The 25,282-nt window shown below is 40.6% G+C and carries 19 protein-coding genes; 4 read left to right on the forward strand and 15 right to left on the reverse strand.

Annotated features, from left to right (window positions below; all coding sequences use genetic code 11):
* Nucleotides 1-81 precede the first annotated feature (81 nt).
* On the forward strand, nt 82-2,400 hold the full coding sequence (locus MCO_RS06860) for an ATP-dependent helicase (RefSeq protein WP_007553409.1): 2,319 nt from the start codon (nt 82-84) through the stop codon (nt 2,398-2,400).
* Nucleotides 2,401-2,446: 46 nt separating this feature from the next.
* Here MCO_RS06860 and MCO_RS06865 read toward each other — a convergent pair whose 3' ends face one another.
* Nucleotides 2,447-3,076: a DapH/DapD/GlmU-related protein gene (locus MCO_RS06865; protein ID WP_007553410.1), complete on the reverse strand. Its 630-nt coding sequence runs from the start codon at nt 3,074-3,076 to the stop codon at nt 2,447-2,449.
* 139 nt (nt 3,077-3,215) lie between these two features.
* Between MCO_RS06865 and MCO_RS06870 the strand changes: the two genes are divergently transcribed.
* Genes MCO_RS06870 through MCO_RS06880 form a run of 3 tightly spaced genes read left to right on the forward strand, consistent with a single transcriptional unit; the run spans nt 3,216 to nt 6,540 of the window.
* Nucleotides 3,216-3,797 carry an SCO family protein gene (locus MCO_RS06870; protein ID WP_007553411.1) on the forward strand — a complete coding sequence of 194 codons (582 nt, stop codon included), beginning with the start codon at nt 3,216-3,218 and terminating at the stop codon, nt 3,795-3,797.
* 29 nt (nt 3,798-3,826) lie between these two features.
* Nucleotides 3,827-4,696 carry a 50S ribosomal protein L11 methyltransferase gene (locus MCO_RS06875; protein WP_007553412.1) on the forward strand — a complete coding sequence of 290 codons (870 nt, stop codon included), beginning with the start codon at nt 3,827-3,829 and terminating at the stop codon, nt 4,694-4,696.
* A 17-nt stretch (nt 4,697-4,713) separates the two neighbouring features.
* Nucleotides 4,714-6,540, forward strand: a complete 1,827-nt coding sequence (locus MCO_RS06880) for an aminopeptidase P family protein (RefSeq protein WP_007553413.1) — start codon at nt 4,714-4,716, stop codon at nt 6,538-6,540.
* Nucleotides 6,541-6,785: 245 nt separating this feature from the next.
* On the opposite strand, the gene ligA is transcribed toward MCO_RS06880, so the two are convergent.
* The 14 genes from ligA to mraY all read right to left on the reverse strand — a co-directional run bounded on the left by ligA (nt 6,786) and on the right by mraY (nt 25,281).
* On the reverse strand, nt 6,786-8,945 hold the full coding sequence (gene ligA, locus MCO_RS06885; protein ID WP_007553414.1) for an NAD-dependent DNA ligase LigA: 2,160 nt from the start codon (nt 8,943-8,945) through the stop codon (nt 6,786-6,788).
* A 130-nt stretch (nt 8,946-9,075) separates the two neighbouring features.
* Nucleotides 9,076-10,737: a DNA repair protein RecN gene (recN, locus tag MCO_RS06890; RefSeq protein ID WP_007553415.1), complete on the reverse strand. Its 1,662-nt coding sequence runs from the start codon at nt 10,735-10,737 to the stop codon at nt 9,076-9,078.
* Between the two features lie 6 nt (nt 10,738-10,743).
* Entirely contained in the window at nt 10,744-11,637 is an 894-nt protein-coding gene (locus tag MCO_RS06895) for an outer membrane protein assembly factor BamD (RefSeq protein ID WP_007553416.1), read from the reverse strand.
* A gap of 170 nt (nt 11,638-11,807) precedes the next feature.
* Nucleotides 11,808-12,680 carry a UDP-3-O-acyl-N-acetylglucosamine deacetylase gene (lpxC, locus tag MCO_RS06900; RefSeq protein WP_040299025.1) on the reverse strand — a complete coding sequence of 291 codons (873 nt, stop codon included), beginning with the start codon at nt 12,678-12,680 and terminating at the stop codon, nt 11,808-11,810.
* Between the two features lie 206 nt (nt 12,681-12,886).
* Nucleotides 12,887-14,599: a cell division protein FtsZ gene (gene ftsZ, locus MCO_RS06905; protein ID WP_007553418.1), complete on the reverse strand. Its 1,713-nt coding sequence runs from the start codon at nt 14,597-14,599 to the stop codon at nt 12,887-12,889.
* A 68-nt stretch (nt 14,600-14,667) separates the two neighbouring features.
* Entirely contained in the window at nt 14,668-15,969 is a 1,302-nt protein-coding gene (ftsA, locus tag MCO_RS06910) for a cell division protein FtsA (protein ID WP_007553419.1), read from the reverse strand.
* The gene (locus tag MCO_RS06915) at nt 15,966-16,877 is read right to left on the reverse strand and encodes a cell division protein FtsQ/DivIB (RefSeq protein WP_007553420.1); all 912 of its coding nucleotides are present in this window, start codon (nt 16,875-16,877) and stop codon (nt 15,966-15,968) included. Before MCO_RS06915 ends, ftsA begins: the two co-directional genes overlap by 4 nt.
* On the reverse strand, nt 16,865-17,785 hold the full coding sequence (locus tag MCO_RS06920) for a D-alanine--D-alanine ligase (RefSeq protein WP_007553421.1): 921 nt from the start codon (nt 17,783-17,785) through the stop codon (nt 16,865-16,867). Before MCO_RS06920 ends, MCO_RS06915 begins: the two co-directional genes overlap by 13 nt.
* A gap of 237 nt (nt 17,786-18,022) precedes the next feature.
* The gene (gene murB, locus MCO_RS06925; protein ID WP_050982517.1) at nt 18,023-19,003 is read right to left on the reverse strand and encodes a UDP-N-acetylmuramate dehydrogenase; all 981 of its coding nucleotides are present in this window, start codon (nt 19,001-19,003) and stop codon (nt 18,023-18,025) included.
* Nucleotides 18,981-20,408, reverse strand: a complete 1,428-nt coding sequence (gene murC / locus MCO_RS06930) for a UDP-N-acetylmuramate--L-alanine ligase (RefSeq protein WP_007553423.1) — start codon at nt 20,406-20,408, stop codon at nt 18,981-18,983. Before murC ends, murB begins: the two co-directional genes overlap by 23 nt.
* Complete coding sequence (locus MCO_RS06935; RefSeq protein ID WP_007553424.1) at nt 20,392-21,528, reverse strand: UDP-N-acetylglucosamine--N-acetylmuramyl-(pentapeptide) pyrophosphoryl-undecaprenol N-acetylglucosamine transferase; 1,137 nt, start codon at nt 21,526-21,528, stop codon at nt 20,392-20,394. Before MCO_RS06935 ends, murC begins: the two co-directional genes overlap by 17 nt.
* Nucleotides 21,518-22,675: an FtsW/RodA/SpoVE family cell cycle protein gene (locus MCO_RS06940; RefSeq protein ID WP_007553425.1), complete on the reverse strand. Its 1,158-nt coding sequence runs from the start codon at nt 22,673-22,675 to the stop codon at nt 21,518-21,520. Before MCO_RS06940 ends, MCO_RS06935 begins: the two co-directional genes overlap by 11 nt.
* 124 nt (nt 22,676-22,799) lie before the next feature.
* The gene (gene murD, locus MCO_RS06945) at nt 22,800-24,206 is read right to left on the reverse strand and encodes a UDP-N-acetylmuramoyl-L-alanine--D-glutamate ligase (protein ID WP_007553426.1); all 1,407 of its coding nucleotides are present in this window, start codon (nt 24,204-24,206) and stop codon (nt 22,800-22,802) included.
* A gap of 4 nt (nt 24,207-24,210) precedes the next feature.
* On the reverse strand, nt 24,211-25,281 hold the full coding sequence (gene mraY / locus MCO_RS06950; protein WP_007553427.1) for a phospho-N-acetylmuramoyl-pentapeptide-transferase: 1,071 nt from the start codon (nt 25,279-25,281) through the stop codon (nt 24,211-24,213).
* Between the last annotated feature and the right edge of the window lies 1 nt (nt 25,282).

A 25,282-nucleotide genomic window follows, 5' to 3' on the forward strand; every position in this document is an offset into this window, starting at 1 on the left:
ACGGAAGCTGTTGCGGCTTTTAAAAGAAAATATTTTTAGGTCTAGCACTCAGATGAAAAAAATACTACACAAGAAGGCATAATGAATAATTTTTTCGATAACATACCATTTTTCGAAGATGAATCTCCGCTCCAAAAGTATGAAAATAACCCTAGGTTAGTTGCTCATACTTCACAATATGATGCCGATTATTTAAAACAACTTAATTCCGAACAACAACAAGCTGTGATGAATACTCAAGGGCCTCTTTTAGTTCTTGCGGGTGCTGGTACGGGAAAAACACGTGTTTTGACTACGCGCATTTCTCACATTTTACGCTCTGGGCTTGCCTCTCCTCAGCAAATACTTGCTGTAACTTTTACCAATAAAGCAGCACGCGAAATGAAAATGCGTATTGGTGCACTTATTGGTGAAATTGTTGAAGGTATGCCTTGGCTTGGAACTTTTCATTCCACCGGTACAAAAATCCTGCGTCGCCATGCAGAACTTGTTGGTTTAAAAAGCAACTTTACAATTCTTGATAGCGATGATGTCCTTCGACTTTTAAAACAGCTTATTCAAGCAGAAGGATTGGATGATAAACGTTGGCCAGCACGAAATCTCGCTATAATGATTGATTCTTGGAAAAATCAAGGGCTTTCACCAGAACACATTTCAGAAAGTGATGCCCATTCCTTTGGCAACGGCATGGGACGCAAACTTTATTACAGCTATCAGGATAGACTAAAAAGTCTTAATGCCTGTGATTTCGGCGATCTCCTGCTTCATTCTATCTCTATCTTTCAACATAATCCAGATATTCTTCACGAATATCATTTCAAATTCCGCTATATTCTTGTGGATGAATATCAAGATACGAATACAGCACAATATCTTTGGCTTCGCCTTTTGGCACAACAACCTAAAGAACACCATGTCAACCTTTGTTGTGTTGGTGATGATGACCAATCTATTTATGGGTGGCGTGGCGCTAAAGTTGATAATATATTGCGTTTTGAAAAAGATTTTTCTCCTGCAAAAATTATTCGTTTAGAACGCAATTATCGCTCAACATCTCACATTCTCAAAGCTGCTTCTCATCTCATTTCTCATAACCAAGAAAGACTTGGAAAAACACTTTTTTCTGATCAAATAAATGCAGAAGAAGAAAAAGTAAAAATTCATGCAGCATGGGATTCTGGGGAGGAAGCGCGGGCAATTGGAGAAGAAATTGAACGTGTACAACAAACCGGACATTCATTAAATCATATAGCAATATTGGTGCGCGCATCATTCCAGATGCGTGAATTTGAAGACCGCTTTGTCACACTTGGTCTTAACTACCGCGTCATTGGTGGCCCACGCTTTTATGAACGAATGGAAATACGTGATGCCATGGCTTATTTGCGCGTTGTTGTTCAACCAGCAGATGATTTAGCTTTTGAACGCATTATCAACACGCCTAAACGGGGCTTAGGAGATGCGACCCTACGCACTCTTCATGAAAGTGCACGTGCGCGCTCTATTCCTCTCTTTGCCGCTGCAGCAACAATAATTGAAACGGATGAGTTAAAACCAAAAGCACGCAGTTCATTGCGCAGCATTATTGAAAACTTTCGTCGCTGGCAAAATATGCTACAATACACCCCCCATAGAGAACTTGCCGAAATAATACTTGATGATTCAGGCTACACAGCTATGTGGTTAGAAGATCGCTCACCAGAAGCACCAATACGGTTAGAAAATCTCAAAGAAATGATCCGCTCTATGGAACAATTTGAAAGCCTTCATAGCTTTTTAGAACATGTTGCACTGGTAATGGACGCTGATAACAATGAAAATACCGATGCGGTCAACATCATGACTCTTCATTCAGCCAAAGGACTTGAATTTGAAACAGTTTTTCTTCCCGGCTGGGAAGAAGGGCTTTTCCCCCATCAACGCTCATTGGATGAAGGAGGTCGTTCGGGTTTAGAAGAAGAAAGGCGCCTAGCTTACGTAGGGCTAACAAGAGCAAAAAAACATTTGCATATATGGTTTGTATCCAATCGAAGAATTCATGGATTTTGGCAACCAGCACTTCCATCCCGTTTTTTAGGGGAATTACCAGCAGAACATATAGAATTAATAGGAATAGAAACATCTTATGGTGGTTATGGGAAATCGCACTCTAAACAGCAAAATCCCTTTTATAATAATTATTCCAAATCAAGATGGAAACGTGCACAAAAAAACATTGAAGAAAAAAACATTGCCCAATCAATCTCTGAACCTGCTTCAGACTTTTCAATCAATGATCGGATTTTCCATATAAAATTCGGTTATGGTCATATTACAGCAATAGACGACCATAAATTAACTATTATATTTGAAAAAGCGGGAGAAAAGCGTGTACTCGATAATTTTGTAAGCAAAGCCTAATAAAATTATCTTTCTTAACAAAAAACATTTTCTCATTTTATCTTAATTATTTCCATTTGTGAATAAAAGCCTCAATTGGAAGATTTTGCATATCAGACAATGCACTGTAAATTTTATCAAGCGGCCAATTCCACCAAGCCATCTCCAAAAGCATATGAATCACATAATCAGAAAAACGCATCCGCAACAGCTTTGCAGGAATACCAGCAACAATCATATAAGGTAAAACATCTTTTGTTATAACAGCGTTAGCACCAATGATAGCACCATGTCCAATTGTTACCCCAGGCATAATAACCGCACCACGTCCAATCCATACATCATGTCCAACAATAACACGTTTTACACGACGCCTTTCACGAAAGGAACTCTCCAACGGCATATAACGAAAATATTCGTTAGGACGATATGTTATTTTATGTGTGGAAAGGCGTTCCATAGGATGCTCTAGCGCATTCACACATACATGAGATGCAATAGAACAAAACCGCCCAATATCGCTATAAATAGCTTCACTATTGCGCTCAAAATAAGAAAAATCTTCAACCATTACATCACGCAAAATCACCCGCTCATTAATTTCCACATAGCGTCCCAATTTACAGCCATGTAGCCGTGCTGTCGTATGAATACGAGGCTCACTCTCACGGAATCGAAGATCTCTCTCAATATTCATTCATCTTCTACCAATTGTTTTTCTATAAATAACATGAAAGAACATACAGACTAGCGAAACAAAATCAACCATGAAACAGAGATTGCAAAGTTAACTAGCCAATGTTACAATTTTTTGATCTATCTAAGAAAGTAAAACTATGAAAAATGTAATACGTATCTTGGGGCTGACAGTCATATTTCTTATAGGCATTTTTATTTATGATACGTTGAGAAATAAGCCTTTAGGCGATAATTTTATACTCACTGATTCCAATGGAAAGACTATCACCGAAATTGATATTCGAAGCAAGCCTTCGATAATTTTCTTTGGCTTCACCATGTGCCCTGAGAGCTGCCCTACTACGCTAATCAATCTTGATCGATGGCTGACAGCTCTTGGACCAAGAGCTGATAAATTAGGAGTATGGTTTGTCACTGTTGACCCTGAACGTGACACACCAGAAGTACTACATGATTATCTCAGTAATTTTAACAATAAAATTATTGGAATCAGTGGAGATCCTGAAAAAGTTCATAAAATGGTAGATTCTTTTAACATCGTCGCTGAAAAAGTACTAGGAACAGATGGTAACTATACATACAATCACACAGCAGCAATCTTTTTACTAAAAAAAGGTGGAAAACTAGCCGGTGTTATTCCCTATGAAATTGAAGAAGGCGGTAATGAATTAAAAGATGATATCGCCATTGAACGACTTAAAAAACTCGTTTCGAACTAAATAAAAAGCTTGTTAAAAGAAAGAACAAAATGTCGCAACAAGTTCGTCTGTATTGTACTATTTTTAAAGAGGAAGCAGAACGGTTTTATACTCTTATGGAAACAGCCTTTGATGAAGAAGGATATCCTCTTGCGCTTGCAGAGGTAGATGAAAAAAATGCCGTGTATGAACTGTCACTTTATGTAGATAAAGAAAACAAAGAAAATGCTTCAAAACGTTTTTCAAATATCTTTTCTATAGATCCCAATAAAATTAACCACGAAATTTTACCCGATATTGATTGGGTTCAACAAAGCCTTCAAGGACTAACACCTGTGCATGCCGGTCCTTTTTTCTTACATGGAAGCCATAGCCGAAGCGACATTCCACCAAATGTTTTGCCTATTGAAATTGAAGCTAATCAAGCTTTTGGCACCGGACATCACGGAACAACAGCTGGTTGTTTGGAAATGATTGCCAAAGTAATGCAAAATGAAAATCCACAAAATGTTCTTGATCTTGGTACCGGTAGCGGTATACTTGCTATTGGCATCGCAATGCTCAAACCTATTTCTATACTTGCGTCTGATATTGATCCCATTGCTGTTCAAGTTGCACAACACAATATCGAACTCAATGGTGTAAAAGAATATATTACAGCTGTTACAGCAACAGGTTTTGCCCATGATCAAATTGCATCACGTGCACCCTTTGATCTGATCGTTGCCAATATCCTTGCCAATCCACTCATTGAACTTGCACCAGAAATGGTACGAGCACTTCAAAAAGGTGGATCACTTATACTCTCTGGAATTCTTGAAGAACAACGCACCTCTGTATTGGAAGCATATGTTAAACAAGGCTTACAACACATTGAAACATACCACCGTCAAGAATGGGTTACGATACATCTAAAATAAAAGAAAAGGACGTTACTATGTATCAATCTTTTGAGGCGACAACAAATCCTACTCATGCTCTCGAACGTATTACCTTTCTTCGTAAAGAACTCGATCGCCTTGGACTAGATGGCTTTCTTGTCCCACGTGCAGATGAACATCAAGGAGAATATGTCCCCCCACATGCTCAACGTCTTAGCTGGCTTACTGGCTTTACTGGATCATCAGGTATTGCACTCATTTTAAAAAACAAAGCCATCATATTCACAGATGGGCGCTATAAACTCCAAGTTCGCCAACAAACTGATCCTAATATTTTTGAATATGAAGACCTCATAACTTACCCACCTTCACAATGGCTTGAAAAAAATGGGCGAAAGCTTTCTATTGGCTTTGATCCATGGCTCCACACCATTGCCGCTATAGATACATTGAAAAATGCATTAGAAATGAAAGCAAGTGGGAAACTTATAACAGTTCAACAAAATCCCATTGATCTTATCTGGCATGACCAACCACCATTACCACAATCTGCCTTATCGATTCATCCTCTCAAATATGCAGGATGTAATACCGATGAGAAGCTGTCCTTGATTCACAAAAATATCGAGCAAACCAATGCAGATGCTTTTATTTTCACAGACCCCTCTTCTATTGCATGGATATTCAATATACGTGGCAATGATGTTTCCAACACACCTTTTGCCCTTTGTTTTGCTCTTATTCCCATCAAAGAAGCACCCACCTTATTCATTAACGGCGCAAAACTGGGTATAGAACAGAAACAATATCTGGAACGTTATGCAAAATTATACGAACCAGAACAGCTTATTCCAAAAATCAAAGATTATGTTCAAAAGAGAGCAATTTTTGCCTTAGATCCACGACTAACGTGCGAAAAATTACGCACCACTATTGAAGAACAAGACGGCTCTTTTATTACGCTTACTGATCCCGCTGCTCTACCACGTGCCATTAAAAATAGCACAGAACTAAACGGGGCGCGCAAAGCACACCTGCGCGATGGTATAGCCCTTACGCGTTTTTTTTCTTGGTTAGATAAACAAACACTAGGGTCCATAAATGAAATTTCTGCTGCTCAAAAATTAGAAGAATTTCGCATAACAACAGCAAAAGAAATGGGAGAAAAGCTTGAAGATCTCTCTTTTGATACAATTTCAGCAGCAGGAGCAAATGGTGCCATTGTTCATTATCGTGTAACGACTAAAACAAATAAACAACTCAATGCTGGTGAACTTTATCTTGTAGATTCAGGTGGACAATATCGTGATGGCACGACAGATGTCACACGCACAGTAGGGATTGGGAATATTGGAGAAGAAGAAAAACGCTGTTTCACTCTTGTCCTCAAAGGCATGATTGCTCTTTCAACCGCACGATTTCCAAAAGGTACACGCGGACAAGACATTGATTCTCTAGCACGTATTGCCTTATGGAAAGCAGGTTTTGATTATGCCCATGGCACTGGTCATGGAGTTGGATCTTTTCTCTCTGTTCATGAAGGACCACAAAATTTTTCGCGCAATGGGTACCAAGAATTGATTCCTGGAATGATTATTTCTAATGAACCTGGATATTACCGCGAAGGTGCTTTTGGGATTCGTATTGAAAATTTGATGATTGTAAAACCAGCACAAAAAATGAACGGTGGAGATACAGAAATGCTCTCGTTTGAAACACTCACACATTGTCCCATTGATCGACGCTTAATTCTCCCAGAGCTTTTGACACTAGAGGAGCAACAATGGCTCAACGACTACCACGCACATGTTTATCAGATTAATGCACCTTACTTAAATGAAGAAGATAAAGAATGGGCAAAAGAAGCAACCATGCCTCTTTAAATAAAATAGCACAAACATCTTCTAATTATTCTTACAGGACACCGCATTTTTTCTTTTTAAGAGAAAGTATGTTTGCATGAGTAAATACAAAAAATGTTTCTATTATATCGCTGTTCTGAAGAACAACATTTTACAGCACGAAAGATAATTATTAGAGTTACATATTAGTTTTTAATGTCAATAAATCACACCTGATCAAAAATGACAAATACTAGTAAATTCACCATGCTTGAAGAAGATCCACCCTAAACATACTGCCTATCAATCAACCGCAGCCAAGTCTCTTCATCTATAACCTCAACACCTAATTCTTGTGCTTTAGCTAACTTCGAACCTGCCCCAACTCCTGCAACAAGAAGATCCGTTTTTTTAGAAAGAGAACTGGAGGTTTTTGCACCTAATCGTTCTGCCAATGCTTTTGCTTCATCGCGTGACATTCGTGCCAAAGTTCCTGTAAAAACAATTATCTTTCCTGCTATTGGTGAAGAATCTGTCATCACAAGTTCTTCATCAAGAGGCGTTACTTCATTCAACAAGACAGACAAAACCTCGCGGTTATGCGCTTCTTGATAAAAATCAATAATTGCGCTCCCTACCTGTGTCCCGATTCCCTCGATACTGGTAAGCTCTATCCAAGCCTCATTGCCTTGTTCATTTCCCTTATCACATGGCATAATTGCGGCCATCGCAGTAGTCTCGAAAGCAACATAATTTTGATAGGCGCGCGCAAGACGTCGTGCATTAACCTCACCAACGTGGCGAATTCCTAACGCAAACAAAAAACGGCTTAAAGGAATTTTTCGGCGTGCATCAATGGCATCATAAAGTTTACGAACTGAAACAGTACCAAAGCCTTCCACATTTTCTAAACGCGTCAAAGATTTTTCTTGGCGCCGTTGTAAAGTAAAAATATCGGCTGGTGTATGAATACAAAGTGTCTCATCTTGAACACGGAAAAAAAAATCCACTTGTTTTTTCCCAAGCCCCTCAATATCAAAGGCATTACGCGAAACAAAATGACGAATACGTTCAATCGCTTGTGCTGGACAAATAAGCCCCCCCGTACATCGACGTATAGCTTCACCTACTTCACGAACGGCATGACTCCCACAAGCAGGACATAAGTGAGGAAAAACAAAAGCAGAAGCATCTTTTGGGCGCTTTGCAGAAACAATATCAACAATTTGAGGGATCACATCACCAGCACGTTGTACAATCACTGTATCACCTACACGGATATCACGCCCTTCACGAATTGGCTCTCCTTTATGACCAATTCCCTTAATATAATCCTCATTATGCAAACTTGCATTAGTAATCACCACACCACCAACGGTAATAGGTGCAAGACGAGCAACAGGAGTTAATGCTCCAGTTCGACCTACTTGAATATCAATGCCTTCTAAAAGCGCCATAGCTTTTTCTGCTGGAAATTTATGCGCAATTGCCCAACGTGGCGAACGAGAGACAAACCCCAAACGCATCTGTAGCATCAAATCATTAACCTTATAAACAATCCCATCAATATCATAATTTAAGGAATGACGAAGCTCTTCGATATCATGATAATATGAAACAATCTCCTTTAATGTATTAAAAACTTCTGTTAATGGATTGATAATAAAGCCATATTCTTTTAGCTTTTTCATCATCCCTATTTGGCTTTCTGCCGGCATTTCACTTACTTCACCCCAAGCATAAGCAAAAAATTTAAGCTTTCTACTTGCGGTTATCCGTGAATCAAGCTGCCGTAGCGAACCAGCTGCAGCATTCCTAGGATTAGCAAAAGCTAATTTCCCCTCCTCCTGTTGATTCATATTAAGCTCTTGAAAATCTTTCCGTCCCATATAAACTTCACCACGAACCTCAAGAATATCGGGAAAATTACCTTGCAATACTTTTGGAATATCAGAAATTGTCCATGCATTCGCAGTAACATTTTCACCTACATATCCATCACCACGCGTTGCGGCCCGCACAAGCCTTCCTTTCTCATAACTCAAAGATAAAGATAAACCATCAATCTTCGGCTCAGCTGTTATTTCCAAAACTTGTGTTTCTGGAAGTCGTAAAAAGCGACGAACGCGCTCAATAAATTCACTGACATCTTCAAAACTAAATGCATTATCAAGAGAAAGCATCGCCTGTGCATGAACAGATTTTTCAAACTTTTCAGAAATCGGTGCACCAACTCTATGTGAAGGAGAATCTTCACGAATGAGCTCTGGAAAGAGAGCTTCAATTTCTGCATTACGTCGACGAAGAGCATCATATTCTGCATCGGAAATTTCGGGCTGATCATTAGTATTATAAAGCAGATCATGACGCGCAATCTCTTTTGCCAACCACTCCAATTCACTTTCTGCTTCAAGAGCAGTTAAGTTTTTAATTACACCCTTGTTCATAAAATCTATTCCAAATGATAAGCCATGATCATAAAAATTTTAGCACCTTATTACGAATAGAATTCAAATGAACACATACTCACCAATAATATAATTGATAAGCCATTAAAATATTGCGTATCAATTATATCTACGCAAGAAGCTTTTGAGCAGCTGCACGCGCCTCTTTCGTAATCTGTTCTCCCGCCAACATGCGAGCAATTTCTTCTGCACGCTCATGCTCCTCCATTTTATGAATAGCTGTAACAAAGCAGCCTTTATCATCACTTTCTATCTTTGAAATAAGAAAATGACTATGTGCTTTAGATGCTACCTGTGGCGCATGCGTAATAGCAAAAACCTGAACACTTTCTGATAAACGCTGCAACCGTTGCCCAATAGCAGCAGCAACAGCTCCACCAACTCCCGTATCAATCTCATCAAAGATCAATGTGGGAGCTGAACAACGATCAGACAAAACAACTTTTAATGCCAATAAAAAACGAGACAATTCACCGCCAGAAGCCACACTAAGCATTGGCCCTGCTCGTGTTCTAGGATTTGTTCGAACCCAATACTCAATACGATCTACCCCCTCTGCAGTACGCTTTTCGGCATCACTCTGCATTTCAACGATAAATTCTGCTTTTTCCAATTTCAATGCTGGTAACTCAGCCATAACGCTTTCAGACAAATGATTTGCTACTTCTCGACGCTTTATTGACAGCGCTTGCGCCAATGTATCATAATCTTTCTGTGCTTGCCCTGTCTCACCTTCTAAACGCGCTAATGTGATCTGAGCTTCCTCAAAATCAGCGAGCTCATTATCCATTTTATCACGCAACTGAACCAATTCATCCGCAGAAACGTGATATTTACGAGCAAACCCCCGAAGAGCAAAAAGGCGCTCTTCTATCCGTTCCAATTCACTAGGTTCAAAATCCAATGCCCTCACTGCTGTTTCAATGCCTTCTTGCGCTGTTGCAAGTGCATGCAATGCCTCATCAATGGATTTCACCACAGGTGCAATCAGCGCCTGCGCCTCAGAAATTTTCCGCTCTAAACGCCTCACCAAATTGGAAAGAACTGGAATTGGCGATTTTGTCCCTCCTAAAAGATCATCTGCTTCCTTAATATCCGCCGCTATTTTTTCTAATTTCAGCATATCTGCACGACGAAGAGAAAGAGCTTCCTCTTCACCAACCTGAAAATCAAGCTTTTCAAGCTCTTCCACACACGCACGAAGATAATCAGCCTCACGCACAGCATTTTCTACTTTCATACGCTGTTGTTGCAAACGCTCCTCAAAATCACGCCAAATCCGATAGGAGCGACGCAAATTTTCTACTTCATTTTCAAGCCCACCAAAAGCGTCTAATAACTGGCGATGTGTGGCAACATCAATAAGTGCGCGATCATCATGCTGTCCATGGATTTCAACTAACTGACGGCCAACATTACGCATCAATGCAACACTCGCCACTTGATCATTGATAAAAACACGACTACGACCGTCGCTTGATTGCACACGTCGCAAAATAATATCGCCTTCATCATCAAAACCATTCTCACGGATAAGTTGACGTGCAGGATGTGAGACAGGTACATCAAAAACAGCCGTCACCTGCCCTTGAGCAGCACCATGACGCACAAGCGAAGCGTCACCTCGCCCCCCGAGAGCTAGTGACAAAGCATCAAGGAGAATAGACTTCCCAGCGCCCGTTTCACCAGTTAAAACCGATAACCCCGCTGTAAAATGAATATCGAGCGTTTCGATCAAAACAATATTATGAATCGAAAGCTGTACCAGCATATAAAATCAACGTGCCCTATTCTTATCACCACTCAAAGCATGTGAGATCCAAGAAGACTTATGCTCCTGTGGCGATATGCTATTTTTTTGCAATAAATTATAAGAAAATTTATACCACTCACTTTTTGGATAATTACGTCCTAAAATAGCTGCTGCTGTTTGCGCTTCCGCGGTTAAACCGAGAGCAAGATTAACTTCCGCTAAACGAAAAAGCGCTTCTTCAATTTGATTTGTATCAGAATATTCTTCAACTACCGTACGAAATCGTCTACTCGCAGCAAGATAGCGCCGACCTTCTTCATAGTAACGGCCAATCTGCATCTCTTTACCAGCCAGCTGCTCCCGTCCAAAACGTATTTTAGCTTTAGCATCTTTGACATACTCAGAATTAGGATAACGCTCCACAAGAAGCTGCATAGCAGCAATAGCCCGTTTCGTATCACGTTGATCTCGCGTAACATCAGGAATTCGACGGAAAGAAGAAAGACCAATAATATAATAAGCATAAGCAGAGTCATCTGCTTCTGGATAAAGGGTAATATAGCGCTGAGCCATACTAATTGAATCATCATATTTTCCGAGTCGATAATTTGTAAAAGCCCCCATCACTAGGGATTTACGACCCCAGTCAGTATAAGCATACTGCTTTTCAATCACAAGAAACTTTTTTGATGCATCCGCAAGCCGCCCACTATCAAGGCTAGCAAGTGCCTGATTATATAAAACATCTGGTGGATCCATTTTTAAAACATATGCAGATGGATCAAGGGTGTTTTTCTCTTTAAATAAACAACCTGCTAACATGCAAGAGCTTCCCAAAAGCACCAGCCCCAATACTTTTCGTACAATGTTAGATTTCCTATATGCTATATTTCCAATACATACATGAGATTTTATCATAGTTTTATCCAACCTCCAGAAAACATCACCTTGTAGCAAAAATTATTTATTAAAAATTCTATACCACATCACTTTAAAATCCACTAACCAATTTAGTTGCTTAGGTCAATCATCCCCTTAAAAATCAAACAAGCAACAAGAAAATCTTTTCAATTTTTCTTTCACGCTACCTATAAACAACTTTTTTCGTAAGAAGATTTGTCTGCCAAAACAGCTTTCACCAACTGCGAATTAATTCTATGCCCACTACAATAAGAACGAAACAATCCAATAAAAGGTGCCCCTAGCAAAGCGGTATCACCAATCGCATCAAGCATTTTATGCCGCACGCATTCATTCTTCCAATAAGGACCATCTGAATTCATGATTTTATCATCAAGGCCTATAATAAGAGAATTTTCCAAAGAAGCGCCTATCCCCTTTCCAGAAGCCCATAATTTTTCCACATCTTTGACAAAACCAAAAGTGCGTGCACGTGATAAATCATCTCTAAACCCCTTTGTGGTAAGATCAAAATTGAAGTGTTGCTTACCAATAGCAAAAGAAGGAAAAGAAATTGTTACATCAAAACGACGCCCATCAAACGGCAAAAACTCTGCAACACCACCAGCCCCTTCAACCCGCAGCGGTTTTTTTATAATGAAATAGGAACGCAGCGCATCCTGCTGTACAATGCCAACGTCTTCAAAAGCCTGACAATACTGCCATGCAGACCCATCCAAAATAGGGACTTCATGACTCGATACTTCAATAACAAGATTATCTAAATTATAAGCAGCGATTGCAGCCATCAAATGTTCAATCGTTTCAATTCTGTACTCTCCATGCCCAAGCACCGTTGATAATTCAGTCGCTCCCGTTTGCAATGCATGTGCTTGAAATATTTGCTCTGTTCCATCTAATTCACAGCGCTTAAAAACGATGCCACACCCAACGTCAGCTGGACAAACCTTCATCACAGACAAACAACCACTATGAACACCATAGCCCTTAAATGTCACGGCGTTTTTAAGAGTAGACTGATATTTTTGCATCAGCTTCATTACATCACTTCATTGTATTATTTTGCGCCTTTTAAAATATTTATAAAACCATAAAAATAATATGCATAGCAAATAATAAACCCGCTTATTATAAGCGGGTTTATAAAAAACAGAGTATTTTTCCCAAAGTGCAATATATTTTACTACACAAGGCTTTTACTCATCATAAAAAAGTCAATTTTCTTCTTTTTCTCACTTCTTCGGGATTAATTTGCTTGGCGACGCAAAAACGCTGGTATTTCCAACTGATCTTCTTCACTCATAAAATTACGCTGATCTTGCGGTACATGAGGATGCAATTCACCAGAACGACGTGGAAGATAAACAGAAGCATCTTGCTGCTGAGAAGGTTTCACAGCGGGCTCAAGCCGAGCTTCTGGTTCAACCTCTTCACGATGTGTCAAACTCTGTTTCAAACGCTGCCAAAGATTGCGAGGACCTTGGTCGGCTACAGACGATCTCTCACGTTGACCATGAGCAACAGGAGGAAAATCCTTTAACTCAGGCATACGCATAGGCGAACGCGCTTGCATCTGTTGTACTTGCTTTTCTTTTTGCTTCACACCCCCTGCCATCTCATCAAGAACATGCGCCGTCGCCTCCATACTCACTGGTGCAACCATAGACTGCTGCAAACCTCGGTTAACTTGCATACGTGATGCATTTGACATCTGCCCATGCACAGCACCAGTTCCATAAGGAACAGTATTCGCACCTCGTGTAACAATGGTATCTGCAGGCTGGGCAAAAATTTGGCTTTTGGGGCGAAACTGTTCTCCAGGCGATTTCCCTTTTTCTATTTCCAGTGCTTCTATCACTTCTACCATTGACTCAGAACGCAAGGGAGGAGACTGAACATGAAAAGAAGCCTGCGACATTCCAAGATCACTCTTACGAATTGGAGCAGCTGGTCTTTGAATTTGAGGATGAGAGGGCTGAATTACATCACTTACCTCACGATCAATACCCGTTGCAACCACAGATACACGAATAACACCTTCCAGTGACTCATCATCAATGGCTCCAAAGATAACATTCGCATCCGCATCCACTTCTTCACGAATACGATTGGCAGCCTCATCAACTTCAAAGAGAGTCATATCACGACCACCAGTAATGGAAATAAGTAAGCCACGAGCACCACGCATAGAAGTATCATCCAACAGTGGATTCGCAATAGCAGCTTCAGCAGCATTCAAAGCGCGCCCCTCACCAGATGCTTCTCCAGTTCCCATCATCGCTCGACCCATTTCGTGCATAACAGAACGCACATCAGCAAAATCAAGATTAATGAGCCCCTCCTTAATCATAAGATCTGTAATAGAAGCAACACCGGAATAAAGCACTTGATCAGCCATAGCAAAAGCATCAGCAAATGTTGTCTTTTCATCAGCAATACGGAAAAGATTCTGATTTGGAATAACAATCAACGTATCAACAGACTTCTGTAATTCTTCAATACCAGCCTCTGCCGTTTTCATACGACGCGCACCTTCAAACTGAAATGGCTTAGTCACAACACCAACAGTCAAAATACCTTTTTCACGTGCTGCGCGAGCCACAACAGGTGCCGCTCCCGTTCCAGTACCTCCACCCATACCGGCAGTAATGAAAACCATATGAGAATCTGCCAAATGGTCGATAATTTCATCAATACATTCATCAGCCGCCGCTTGTCCAACTTCTGGCAAAGCGCCAGCACCTAAACCTTCTGTAACTGCTGCACCAAGCTGGATGACACGTTCAGCCTTTGACATAGCCAAAGCCTGTGCATCTGTATTTGCAACAACAAAATCAACTCCCTGAAGACCAGCATTAATCATATTATTCACGGCATTTCCACCACCACCGCCAACACCAAAAACGGTAATACGTGGCTTCAATTCCGCGATATCTGGCCGATGCAGATTAATCGTCATTTCCTTTTCCTTCTCATAAGACACCGCAAGCCAAAGCGATGAAATTTAACTTCCCTTTATAGACTTACTTAAAAACTCTCACGCAACCACTGACCAACACGCTGAAAATACCCACGCGCGCCTGTCGATAAATGATTCACTGCAGTCTGCATTGTTTTTTCTTCAAAACCCACCAATTGCGGATAAATCAACAACCCAACCGCAGATGTAAACGCCGCCCCTTTTGCAAGAGAAGGAAGCCTCGAAATACCCAAAGGCCGCCCTATACGAACATTTCTTCCTAATATGGTACGTGCCATCTCCGGCAATCCTGTTAACTGACTTGCCCCCCCAGTTAAAATAACACGCTTACCAATAATGTGACCAAAACCAGAACGATTTAAACAATCACGTACCATCTCTAAAATTTCTTCAACCCGTGCACGAATGATCCGACCAAGAACAGCACGAGGATATTGAATTTCACGATGCTCATTCCCAATCTCCGTCACATTAATCATATGCTTCTCATCAGCGCTTGTTAGAAATGCTGAACCATAGACAACCTTTAGACGCTCTGCCTCTGTAAGTGACATAGAGAATCCACGTGCAACATCAAGAGTTACATGATGTCCACCAACAGCAAGTGCCGCCGCATGAACAAACTTTCCTTCAAAAAACACTGAAAATGTCGTTGTTCCACCGCCAAAATCAATACACGCTGCCCCTAAATGCGCCTCCTCATTCATCAAAACAGCAAGACCACTTGCAAAGGGGGTTGCAACCATTGCTTCAACACTCAAATGTGCACGATTAATACAAGTTTCTAAATTACGCAAAGACGCTGTTTCCGCTGTTACCACATGCACATCCACACCAAACAATTCTCCTGCCATTCCAACAGGATCAGAAATTCCTTTATCTCCATCCAACACATAAGAGACAGGAACAGAATGCATAACATGACGCTCTGCATCAAAAGCTTTGCGCGAAACATCTGAAAATGCTACTCGCATATCACGCCTAGTTACTTCACGGCCGTTCAAACATACCATTCCATTGATAACAGCACTTTGTAATCGGCTTGAGGAAAAATTCACAATTACAGAATCCACCACCAAGCCAGCCATTTTTTCTGCCGCATCAACAGCCAACCGTATTGATTGCTCTGCTGCAAACATATCCATCACAACACCGGATTTTATACCGCGTGAGCGCTGTACTCCAAAGCCTAAGATTTCCATAGAATGCGTACGACCATGTAAATAATGCGTATGCTTCAAAGGACGCAAACAAGCAATGAGACAAACAATCTTACTAGAGCCAACATCAAGAACCGTTAAAAAACGTGTTTTACGCCCCCCCACATTATTTGATCTAAGCGACATCATAGGCTTCCTGCCTTTCGCGCTTTTAAAACGCGTTCTTCTTCTACCACAGCAGCACCACGACGTTCCAACGCCTCATCAGACAAAGAAACTGTAATGCGATCAGCAAGACGTAAATCAACACTTAGAATATCGCGAGTAAAAAAATCTTGAACTGCACCTGTCTTAATAAGAAAAGAAAGTCTTTCAAATGCATCCTGTTCAGGCAACATAACACGCACCCCGTTATCCAAAACAAGATCCCAACGCCGATCACCTACACGCACAAAAGCGCGAACACGACTGAAAAATTGCGGATATCCCGAAAGCGTTTGAATAAACATTTTGGCAGCGTTCTGCGCACCTTGACCAACTACAAGAGGCAAACCCAAAACGACGTTTTCTTTAAAGGGCACAATGATGTGACCTGTATGATCAATAATATCCATTATGCCATCATGCTGCCAAATTGCATACGGCTCACGCTCCTCGAGCGAAATAAGCACTCTGTTGGGATAAATCTTCTGGATATTAACCGACCTAACCCAAGCCTGCTGTTCCAAAAGAGAACGTGCCTTATCAACATCAAAAGTGAATATAGATGGAGCAATATCAAGCCCTAAAATTTTCAAAACTTCCTGTTTTACTAAGCGCTTATTACCACTTATATCGACATCGGTGACCACAAAGCCAATATCCGATACGACTGTCTTTATAATCATTCCCATATGACCACTTGATGAAAGACCATAAAGTACCGTAACAAAGAAAAATAATAAAACAGCAAAAGAACCCAAATGACGCGGAATATGAAGTCTGATAAAAACAAACTCAAACATAAACCGAAGAAAGCGACGATAAAGACGCGGCAAAGCTGACACTAACGGCACCTCCATCAGAACATCTGTTTTATTAACATTCAACGCATACACGACGCGTCCTCCACCATCCACTGAACAATATCGCCATAAGTACGACCACTCACTTTTGCAATATCAGGGACAAGAGATGTGGGTGTCATACCGGGCTGCGTATTAATTTCAAGCCAAACTAATTCTCCCGTTGCCTCATCAAAACGAAAATCAGAACGGCTAACACCTCGACAACCTATCGCCTGATGTGCTGTTAGAGACATTCTTTGCACATTTTGGTAAATATTTGATGAAAGTTGCGCAGGACAAATGTGAAGAGAACCACCAATTTTATATTTCGAGTCATAATTATAGAATTGAAAGTGCTGATCAGGAAGAATTTCACAAACATCCAGCACCTCATTTCCCAAAACAGCACAAGTAAGTTCGCGACCAGGAATATATTTTTCAACAATCACTTCATCTGCATAACCCCAACCAGCTTCTAAAACATTATGCGGCGGGACAGACTCATTTCCTTGTACAATCACGACACCAAAACTCGACCCTTCACTCACAGGCTTAATCACATAAGGAGGCTCTAAAGGATGCACTCGCCCCACATCAAAGCGGCTCATCACACGAGAAGGAGCAACAGAAACGCCAACGCTTGCAACAATAATTTTTGCACGCCCTTTATCCATTGCCAACGCCGATGCCATCACTCCCGAATGAGTATAGGGAATTTTCAAATATTCAAGAATACCCTGAATGCGGCCATCTTCACCAAATGGACCATGTAACGCATTAAAAGCGATATCAGGCTGTAATTGTTCAAGAATAGAAGCGATCTGACCATCAACATCTATGCGACTCACGCGATACCCCTGCTCTTCAAGAACATCAGCACAAGCAGTACCTGAAGACAAACTTACAGACCGTTCAGAAGAAAACCCTCCCATTAATACAGCTATATGCTCATCTTTCATAATAATTCACCCTCATTTGTGTACTATATATAGATTACATAGAAACCACCAACACCATATACGGGAAATGCCAAGATTTATCCTTGCGAATCAATAACCTAGCATTTTGCATAATGAATCAGACTCAAGCGTATGACGCAAGAGTTTCTTTGTTAATTTATTGATTCTTAATAGATTTTTTTCATTATCTCTTTGAAATGACTCAATTTTTTATTACAATTTTTTTGTTATATTGAATCAATGAATTAAATGATCAAAAGAGGAAACATTACGGCCTTGTTCAAATTGACCAATGCGTTGTATTTCCCACTGTAAGAGCTGTGCTGAGTGAGCAAAAACACGAGCACGTACTGTTTCTCCTAACATCTCAAGATCATAGCCTGTTGCTTGCCCTGTATTGATCATAAAATTACAGTGCATTTCACTCATTTGGGCTCCACCAATCCGCAAACCGCGGCATCCTGCTTCATCAATAACACGCCATGCAGATGTATTTTCAGGATTTTTAAAAGTTGATCCACCTGTTTTTTCGCGAATAGGCTGTACTGTTTCCCGATGAAGGGCAACTTCATCCATAGCCGCACGAATGTTGTCTTTATTTCCTAGATGCCCTTCCAATAAAGCAGCAGTAAAAATAAAATCTTTAGGAATATCACAATGACGATAGGAGTAGTGCATATCTTTTAGACTCAAGATATGATGTTGTCCTCTACGATCAAGGGCATAAACCTCAACAACACGTGCAGCTGTCTCAATACCATTAGCTCCTGCATTCATTTTGAGTGCTCCTCCAAGACCACCAGGAATACCGTGATAAAAATGAAAACCTGCAATCTCAGCCTCTAAAGCTGCCGCTGCTAAGTGTTTACCTGCCGTAGCAGCCCCAACCAAAAAACGCTTTGGAGAAACTTGCCGCACTTGCCCAAATCCTTTGGCTGAAAGACGAATAACAACACCAAGAATCCCTCCATCGCGCACCAAAAGATTAGAGCCAATCCCCACAACTGTTACAGGAATGGATTCGGGAAGGTTCTGAAGAAACAAGGCTAAATCCGCTTCATCAGCAGGCTGATAAAAAAGCTCTGCTAGTCCACCGGTGCGAAACCACGTCACTTTACGCATATCAACATGAGGCGTAAGTTTGCCTTTTATTCCACTTAACCTCGTTTGTAACCGCGCTAACAGCGCCTCACCATCAATGAGCTGAAAATTCATCATTGCCATCCAATACCGCCAGCTGATGAGGCAACGCACAAGCCCACTGTGTAATACTGCCAGCACCAAGAAAAACAACATAATCGCCTGATTTAACAGAAGTAGAGACAATCGAAACAACATCTTCCAAACAATGGATCAAACGCACATCACGATGACCAGCCATTTGAATATGTTCCACCAATTCTCTAGCACCAAAACCAGCAACTGGCTCTTCACCAGCCGCATAAACAGGTGCAATTAACACTGTATCGGCATCATTAAAACAAGAAGCAAAATCATCAAACAAATGATACAAACGCGAATAACGATGTGGTTGAGCAATTGCAATCACACGCCCTTTTGCACTCTCACGCGCTGCACATAAAACAGCTTTTATTTCAACAGGATGATGCCCATAATCATCAAATATTTCAACGCCACGCCAACTTCCTGTTTGCGTAAAACGCCGTTTTACTCCACCAAATTTTGCTAAGCCTTTTTTTATAGATTCATTTGAAATGCCAAGTTCATGAGCAATGGCAATCGCCGCAGTTGCATTAGAAACATTGTGCCGTCCAGACATTGGCAAGATCAAATTTTTCAACTCAGTCTCTTTCCCTGTCTTGCGTGAACGAATAAAAACATCAAAATGCGTTTTTTGACCATCCATCGAAAGATTAAAAAAACGAACATCCGCTTGTGGATTTGCACCATAAGTGATTACCCAACGATCATCAATACGACTAGCCAATGACTGAACCTCTGTATGATCAAGACATAAGACAGCAAAACCATAAAAAGGTACATTCTCTACAAATTGCCGAAAAGCTTGGCGCACAGCAGCAAAATTCCCATAATAATCCAAATGCTCAGCATCAATATTGGTAACAACAGCAATATCAGCAGGCAACCTTAAAAAGGTGCCATCACTTTCATCAGCTTCAACCACCATCCAATCACCTTCACCCATACGCGCATTCGTTTCATAAGCATTAATAATACCGCCATTAATCACCACCGGATCAAAATGACCAGCGTCCAGAAGTGCTGCTACCATTGATGTAGTCGTTGTTTTACCGTGCGTACCACCGACAGCTATTGCTCGACGAAATCGCATAAGCTCCGCTAGCATTTCCGCTCGTCTCACAAGCGGCAAATGCTTTTCTTTTGCTGCAATATACTCAGGATTTGTTTTTTTTATAGCAGTAGAAAAAACAACAACCTCTGCATCTCCTAAATTTTCAGAGCGATGACCTATATAAACGTTAATTCCCTTTCCCCGTAAACGTTCAACATTTGCACTCTCAACTTGATCTGAGCCTTGAACTTTATAGCCAAGATTATGAAAAACCTCCGCAATTCCACTCATGCCGATTCCACCGATTCCAACAAAATGGATAACGCCTATATTAAGCGGCATCTTCATCAAAAAACTCCTCTTTTATATCTGATAATGATCGCCCAACAATCAACGCTTCAGCCATATCAGCAAGGCGACTGGTTGCATGAGGCTGTCCAACTTTTTTTGCAGCAAGCGCTTGTTTTTTCAATAAGTGCGGTGAACAACAAGCCTCTGTTAAAAGAGAAGCGAGTCTTTGTGCGTTCAAATCTTTTTCTGATACAATTTTAGCTCCCCCTACAGTAGAAAGAAGTGCGGCATTCGCAGACTGATCATGATCAATAGCATAAGGATATGGAACCAACAAAGCAGGTCGACCAATCACCGCTATTTCACAAACGGATGAGGCACCAGCACGCGATAAAATAAAATGAGATCGCGCCATACGTTCTGCCATATCATCAAAAAAAGAAGCAACTTCTGCTTGCACACCCATCATATGATAGGTTTTTATCAATTCTCCAGCTTCCCCTCGAACTTGCTGCACAACCCGCAAGCGTTTACGATTCTTATCATCCAGCAAAGCAATCGCTGCCGGAACAATTCGTGAAAAAAAAGAAGCTCCTTGGCTCCCACCAAAAACCAAGAAATGAAATGGTTTTTCACCCGCCGAAGAATGATAAGGGATTTCTGCTGCTTTAAGAACAGCCTCACGCACAGGATTCCCAGTCAAAAGTATTTTATGAGCATAAGTATTATTTTGCGACAATAAGCCACCTGCTATTGCATGCACAAAAGCTGCCAACATTCGATTGGCACGCCCCATAATAGCATTTTGCTCATGAATAAATGTTACACGCCGCGTTAAAGCCGCGACAATAAGAGGAGGAAAGGTAGGATATCCCCCAAACCCACCAACAAGAACAGGACGCAATTTATAAAAAAGCACCAACGATTGCCCCATTCCTTTTAACAAAGCCCAAAATGTTTTTATAAGTGCAAAAGGATGACATCCTGTAAATGTTGCCGATGAAAGTACATGTGTATGCTCTTCATCAAAGCAGCATACAAAACGTTTGGCTCTTCCATCTGTTGCCAAATGAACATCATATCCACGCCGCCTTAATTCAACAGCAAGTGCTTCTGCAGGAAAAAGATGTCCACCTGTACCACCAGCTACCAAAACAATAACTTTTCTACGAGTCATAAGTGGTATCCAAAACAGAAAAAGGGGGAAAAGCTGAAAGGCGTGCTTCTGGCCAACGGCGTGTTAAACTAAGCAGAATGCCCATTGAAAATGCAATTGCCACCATAGACGAACCACCATAAGAAATAAACGGCAATGTCATACCTTTTGGAGGGATTAAATGAAGATTAACTGCCATATTAATCCCTGATTGAAAGCCAATCATCATTGCCATGCCAGTAATACCGAGACGTATAAATGAATCACGCGTATTCAATGCTATATATAATGAGCGCATAACGATAAAGCCAAAAAGCATCATAATTAAAAGACAGAGGATAATACCATATTCTTCAGCAGCAACAGAAAACACAAAATCTGTATGGCTATCAGGGATGATACGTTTCACAGTTCCTTCTCCCGGTCCTTGCCCAAACCAACCACCATTCAAAATAGCCTCACGTCCTACATCCACTTGAAAGGTATCGCCTTCACCTGTCAAAAAACCATTGATCCGTTCACGAACATGATGAAGAAAAAGATACGCTAAAAAAATTCCTACAATACCTAAAATGATAAAGAAAAAAATAATAGTAAGGGACACACCAGCAACAAAAAATAAACCACCCCATGTTGCACTTATTAAAAGTGTTTGACCAATATCAGGCTGTAAAACAAGAAGCATACAACAAAAAGCATAAAGCGCAGTAGCAAGCGTGTAGCCCAAAATACCTCTACTTCGTATATGTTCTGAAAAAAGCCAAGCAGACATCACCACAAACGCTGGTTTCATAAACTCTGAAGCTTGTATAGAAAGACCAAATACAGGAATCCACCGTCGTGCTCCCTTCAACTCTGGTCCAAAGAACAAAGTTACAACCATAAGAACAAGCGTCACAATTAACAAAAGTGCACATAAACGGCGAATATTACGAAGCGAGAAAAAAGAAATAGTAACCATCGTAAAAAACGCCGGAATGCTAAAGATAATATGCCACCGAACAAAATAAAAACTATCAGCAATTCCGATTTTTTTTGCAATAGTGGGGCTCGCAGCAAAAGACAGCATAATGCCAATCCCCATTAAAATCAAACAAGCCGCAAAAATAGAGCGATCAATCGTCCACCACCAATTCGCGATTGGGTCTCTATCTGCACGCGCAACCATTATATCCACTTTACCCTTTTCATAATTCCACTCAAAGTGATACGATTTCTCCCCTTTTAGCAAACACTTCAAAAATAGAATTACACAAAAAAAGATTCTGGAATATTAACGCAAAAGTATTTTTTTAAGTTCCTGATTCTTTTAACTGCATAACAAAAGAAATAAATGCTTCTCCACGCATTTCATAATTTTCAAATTGATCATAACTTGCGCAAGCGGGTGAAAAAAGAACCACAACCTCTTTCGCTTTGCAACGCATTGCATCAGCAGCAGCTTCATGCACTGCATTTTCTAAAGTCAAGCTCATCGAAAAAGGAAAAGCAGATTCAATAACATCAGCAAATTCTTCCGCCGCAGTCCCAATCAAATAAGCTTTGTGAATTTTATGAAAAAAACTTCTAAGAGAATTAATTCCACCTTCCTTCGCCTGCCCTCCAACAATCCAAAAAATATCATTAAAAGCAGAAAGCGCAGGAGCTGATGCATCTGCATTTGTAGCCTTACTATCATTAATAAACAAAACCGCCCCCATTTTACGTACCAGCTGCATACGATGCGCTAACCCTTTATAACTTGCTAAATGCTTGTTCATATGTAGATCAGTCATTTTTAAAGCCTGCAATGTTGCCAAAGCCATAAGAGCATTTTGCGCATTGTGACTCCCGCGCAATGCAGGCATATGAGCAAGATCTGCAAGCATCTGACGTTGCCCATAGCAAACAGAAAAAAGCTTAGTCCCATCCGCATAAAAACCATTTTTCACAAAGTGTTCTTTAGAAATTGCTTCAACTGGACGTCCCTCATAAACCAATTGTTGATACAAATCCCGACAAGCGGCATCATCAACTGAAATAAAAGCATGAAAAGCCTTAGCAACTAAATGCCTTTTGCTCCGTACATAATGAAAAAAGCTACCATGGCGATCAATATGATCAGGCGTCAAATTCAATAAAAGTCCAATGGTTGGCTGAAGAGAGGGCGTGAGGTCGATCTGAAACGATGAGCATTCAATCACATAAATACGTTTTTTTACAAATGGCTTAAGCGTCAATATCGCAGTACCAATATTCCCCCCCATTTGTACATCATAGCCCATCTGTTCCAAAAGATGAGAAAGCAAAGCTGTTGTTGTCGATTTTCCATTGGTTCCCGTAATAGCGATGAACGGAACATCCTGATCGCAAAAACCATGATATTGCAAAAAATGATTGCGCGCACGAACAAATAACTCAATATCACCGATAATTTCTATATCTTTTTGACGTGCTTTCTCAACAACCCAATGCGGATGAGGATAAGTTAAAGGAACGCCAGGGGCTAAAATCAATGCAACAAACTCAGACCAATCCTCATAACGAAGATCTCTTGTTGGAATATTTAGCCGACAAGCCGCTTGTACACTCGAAGAATTATCATCCCACGCAACTACATCTGCACCACCACTGATCAATGCTTGCGCAGTAACTAATCCTGATCGCCCTAATCCAAACAGAGCAACTTTTTGACCTTCATAACACGTAACAGGAATCACTCTTTCACCGCAATTTAAGTGTTGAAAGACCAATTAAGGCAAGAACGATCGAAATAATCCAAAAACGTATTACCACTTGACTTTCAGTCCATCCTTTTTTCTCAAAATGATGGTGTATAGGGGCCATAAGAAACACACGCTTTTTTGTCAATTTGAAATAACCAACCTGAATAACAACCGAAAACCCTTCCAAAACAAAAAGTCCACCAATAAGAGCCAAAACAATTTCATGTTTTGTTGCCACAGAAACAGTACCTAAGAGGCCTCCAAGAGCCAATGAACCTGTATCCCCCATAAAAATAGCCGCCGGAGGCGCATTGAACCATAAAAAACCAAGACCAGCACCAACAACAGCTCCCAATAAAACCGCCAACTCTCCCGTCCCCGCCACATAATGGATTTGTAAATAATCAGCAAAATTTATATTACCAGAAAGGTAAGCAATCAAAGCAAAAGAAAGGGCTGCAATCATCACAGGAACAATAGCTAGTCCATCAAGCCCATCAGTCAAATTAACCGCATTACCAGTCCCTACAATCACAAAAGCAGAAAAAGGAAGAAAAAACCAACTCAAATTGATAAAATAGTCTTTTACAAAGGGTAAAGCCAATCCAGGCGAATTAACTTGTAAGATCATAAAAGCAGCAATAATTGCAATCAAAAATTCCAAACTCAACCGCGCTTTACCAGAAAATCCTTTATGTGTTTGTTTTGTGACCTTTAAATAATCATCATAAAAACCAATTGCCCCGAAAGAAAGCATAACAAATAACGATATCCAAAAATAAATATTCGATAAATTACACCACAAAAACGCCGATACCATCGTACCAGTTAAAATCATCAATCCACCCATAGTAGGTGTTCCAGCTTTTTTAAAATGTGTTTGAGGACCATCAGCACGAATTGGTTGGCCTTTCCCCTGCCGCAATTTAAGAGAAGCAATGATGCTAGGACCAAACAAAAATACAATGAGCCCCGATGTAAGCATAGATGCTATAGTACGAAAAGTAATATAACGAAAAACATTGACTCCTGGAAGCCAATCACTAAATGAAGAAAAAAACAGCATCATA

This window comes from Bartonella sp. DB5-6, from assembly GCF_000278115.1.
Taxonomy (GTDB): Bacteria; Pseudomonadota; Alphaproteobacteria; order Rhizobiales; family Rhizobiaceae; genus Bartonella; species Bartonella refiksaydamii.

Bases quoted from the DNA above. Each gene is read 5' to 3' on its own strand.
- MCO_RS06860 (WP_007553409.1), top strand. From the start codon at position 82: ATGAATAATTTTTTCGATAACATACCATTTTTCGAAGATGAATCTCCG.
- MCO_RS06865 (WP_007553410.1), bottom strand. From the start codon at position 3,076: ATGAATATTGAGAGAGATCTTCGATTCCGTGAGAGTGAGCCTCGTATT.
- MCO_RS06870 (WP_007553411.1), top strand. From the start codon at position 3,216: ATGAAAAATGTAATACGTATCTTGGGGCTGACAGTCATATTTCTTATA.
- MCO_RS06875 (WP_007553412.1), top strand. From the start codon at position 3,827: ATGTCGCAACAAGTTCGTCTGTATTGTACTATTTTTAAAGAGGAAGCA.
- MCO_RS06880 (WP_007553413.1), top strand. From the start codon at position 4,714: ATGTATCAATCTTTTGAGGCGACAACAAATCCTACTCATGCTCTCGAA.
- ligA (WP_007553414.1), bottom strand. From the start codon at position 8,945: ATGAACAAGGGTGTAATTAAAAACTTAACTGCTCTTGAAGCAGAAAGT.
- recN (WP_007553415.1), bottom strand. From the start codon at position 10,737: ATGCTGGTACAGCTTTCGATTCATAATATTGTTTTGATCGAAACGCTC.
- MCO_RS06895 (WP_007553416.1), bottom strand. From the start codon at position 11,637: ATGATAAAATCTCATGTATGTATTGGAAATATAGCATATAGGAAATCT.
- lpxC (WP_040299025.1), bottom strand. From the start codon at position 12,680: ATGAAGCTGATGCAAAAATATCAGTCTACTCTTAAAAACGCCGTGACA.
- ftsZ (WP_007553418.1), bottom strand. From the start codon at position 14,599: ATGACGATTAATCTGCATCGGCCAGATATCGCGGAATTGAAGCCACGT.
- ftsA (WP_007553419.1), bottom strand. From the start codon at position 15,969: ATGATGTCGCTTAGATCAAATAATGTGGGGGGGCGTAAAACACGTTTT.
- MCO_RS06920 (WP_007553421.1), bottom strand. From the start codon at position 17,785: ATGAAAGATGAGCATATAGCTGTATTAATGGGAGGGTTTTCTTCTGAA.
- murB (WP_050982517.1), bottom strand. From the start codon at position 19,003: ATGATGAATTTTCAGCTCATTGATGGTGAGGCGCTGTTAGCGCGGTTA.
- murC (WP_007553423.1), bottom strand. From the start codon at position 20,408: ATGAAGATGCCGCTTAATATAGGCGTTATCCATTTTGTTGGAATCGGT.
- MCO_RS06935 (WP_007553424.1), bottom strand. From the start codon at position 21,528: ATGACTCGTAGAAAAGTTATTGTTTTGGTAGCTGGTGGTACAGGTGGA.
- MCO_RS06940 (WP_007553425.1), bottom strand. From the start codon at position 22,675: ATGGTTGCGCGTGCAGATAGAGACCCAATCGCGAATTGGTGGTGGACG.
- mraY (WP_007553427.1), bottom strand. From the start codon at position 25,281: ATGATGCTGTTTTTTTCTTCATTTAGTGATTGGCTTCCAGGAGTCAAT.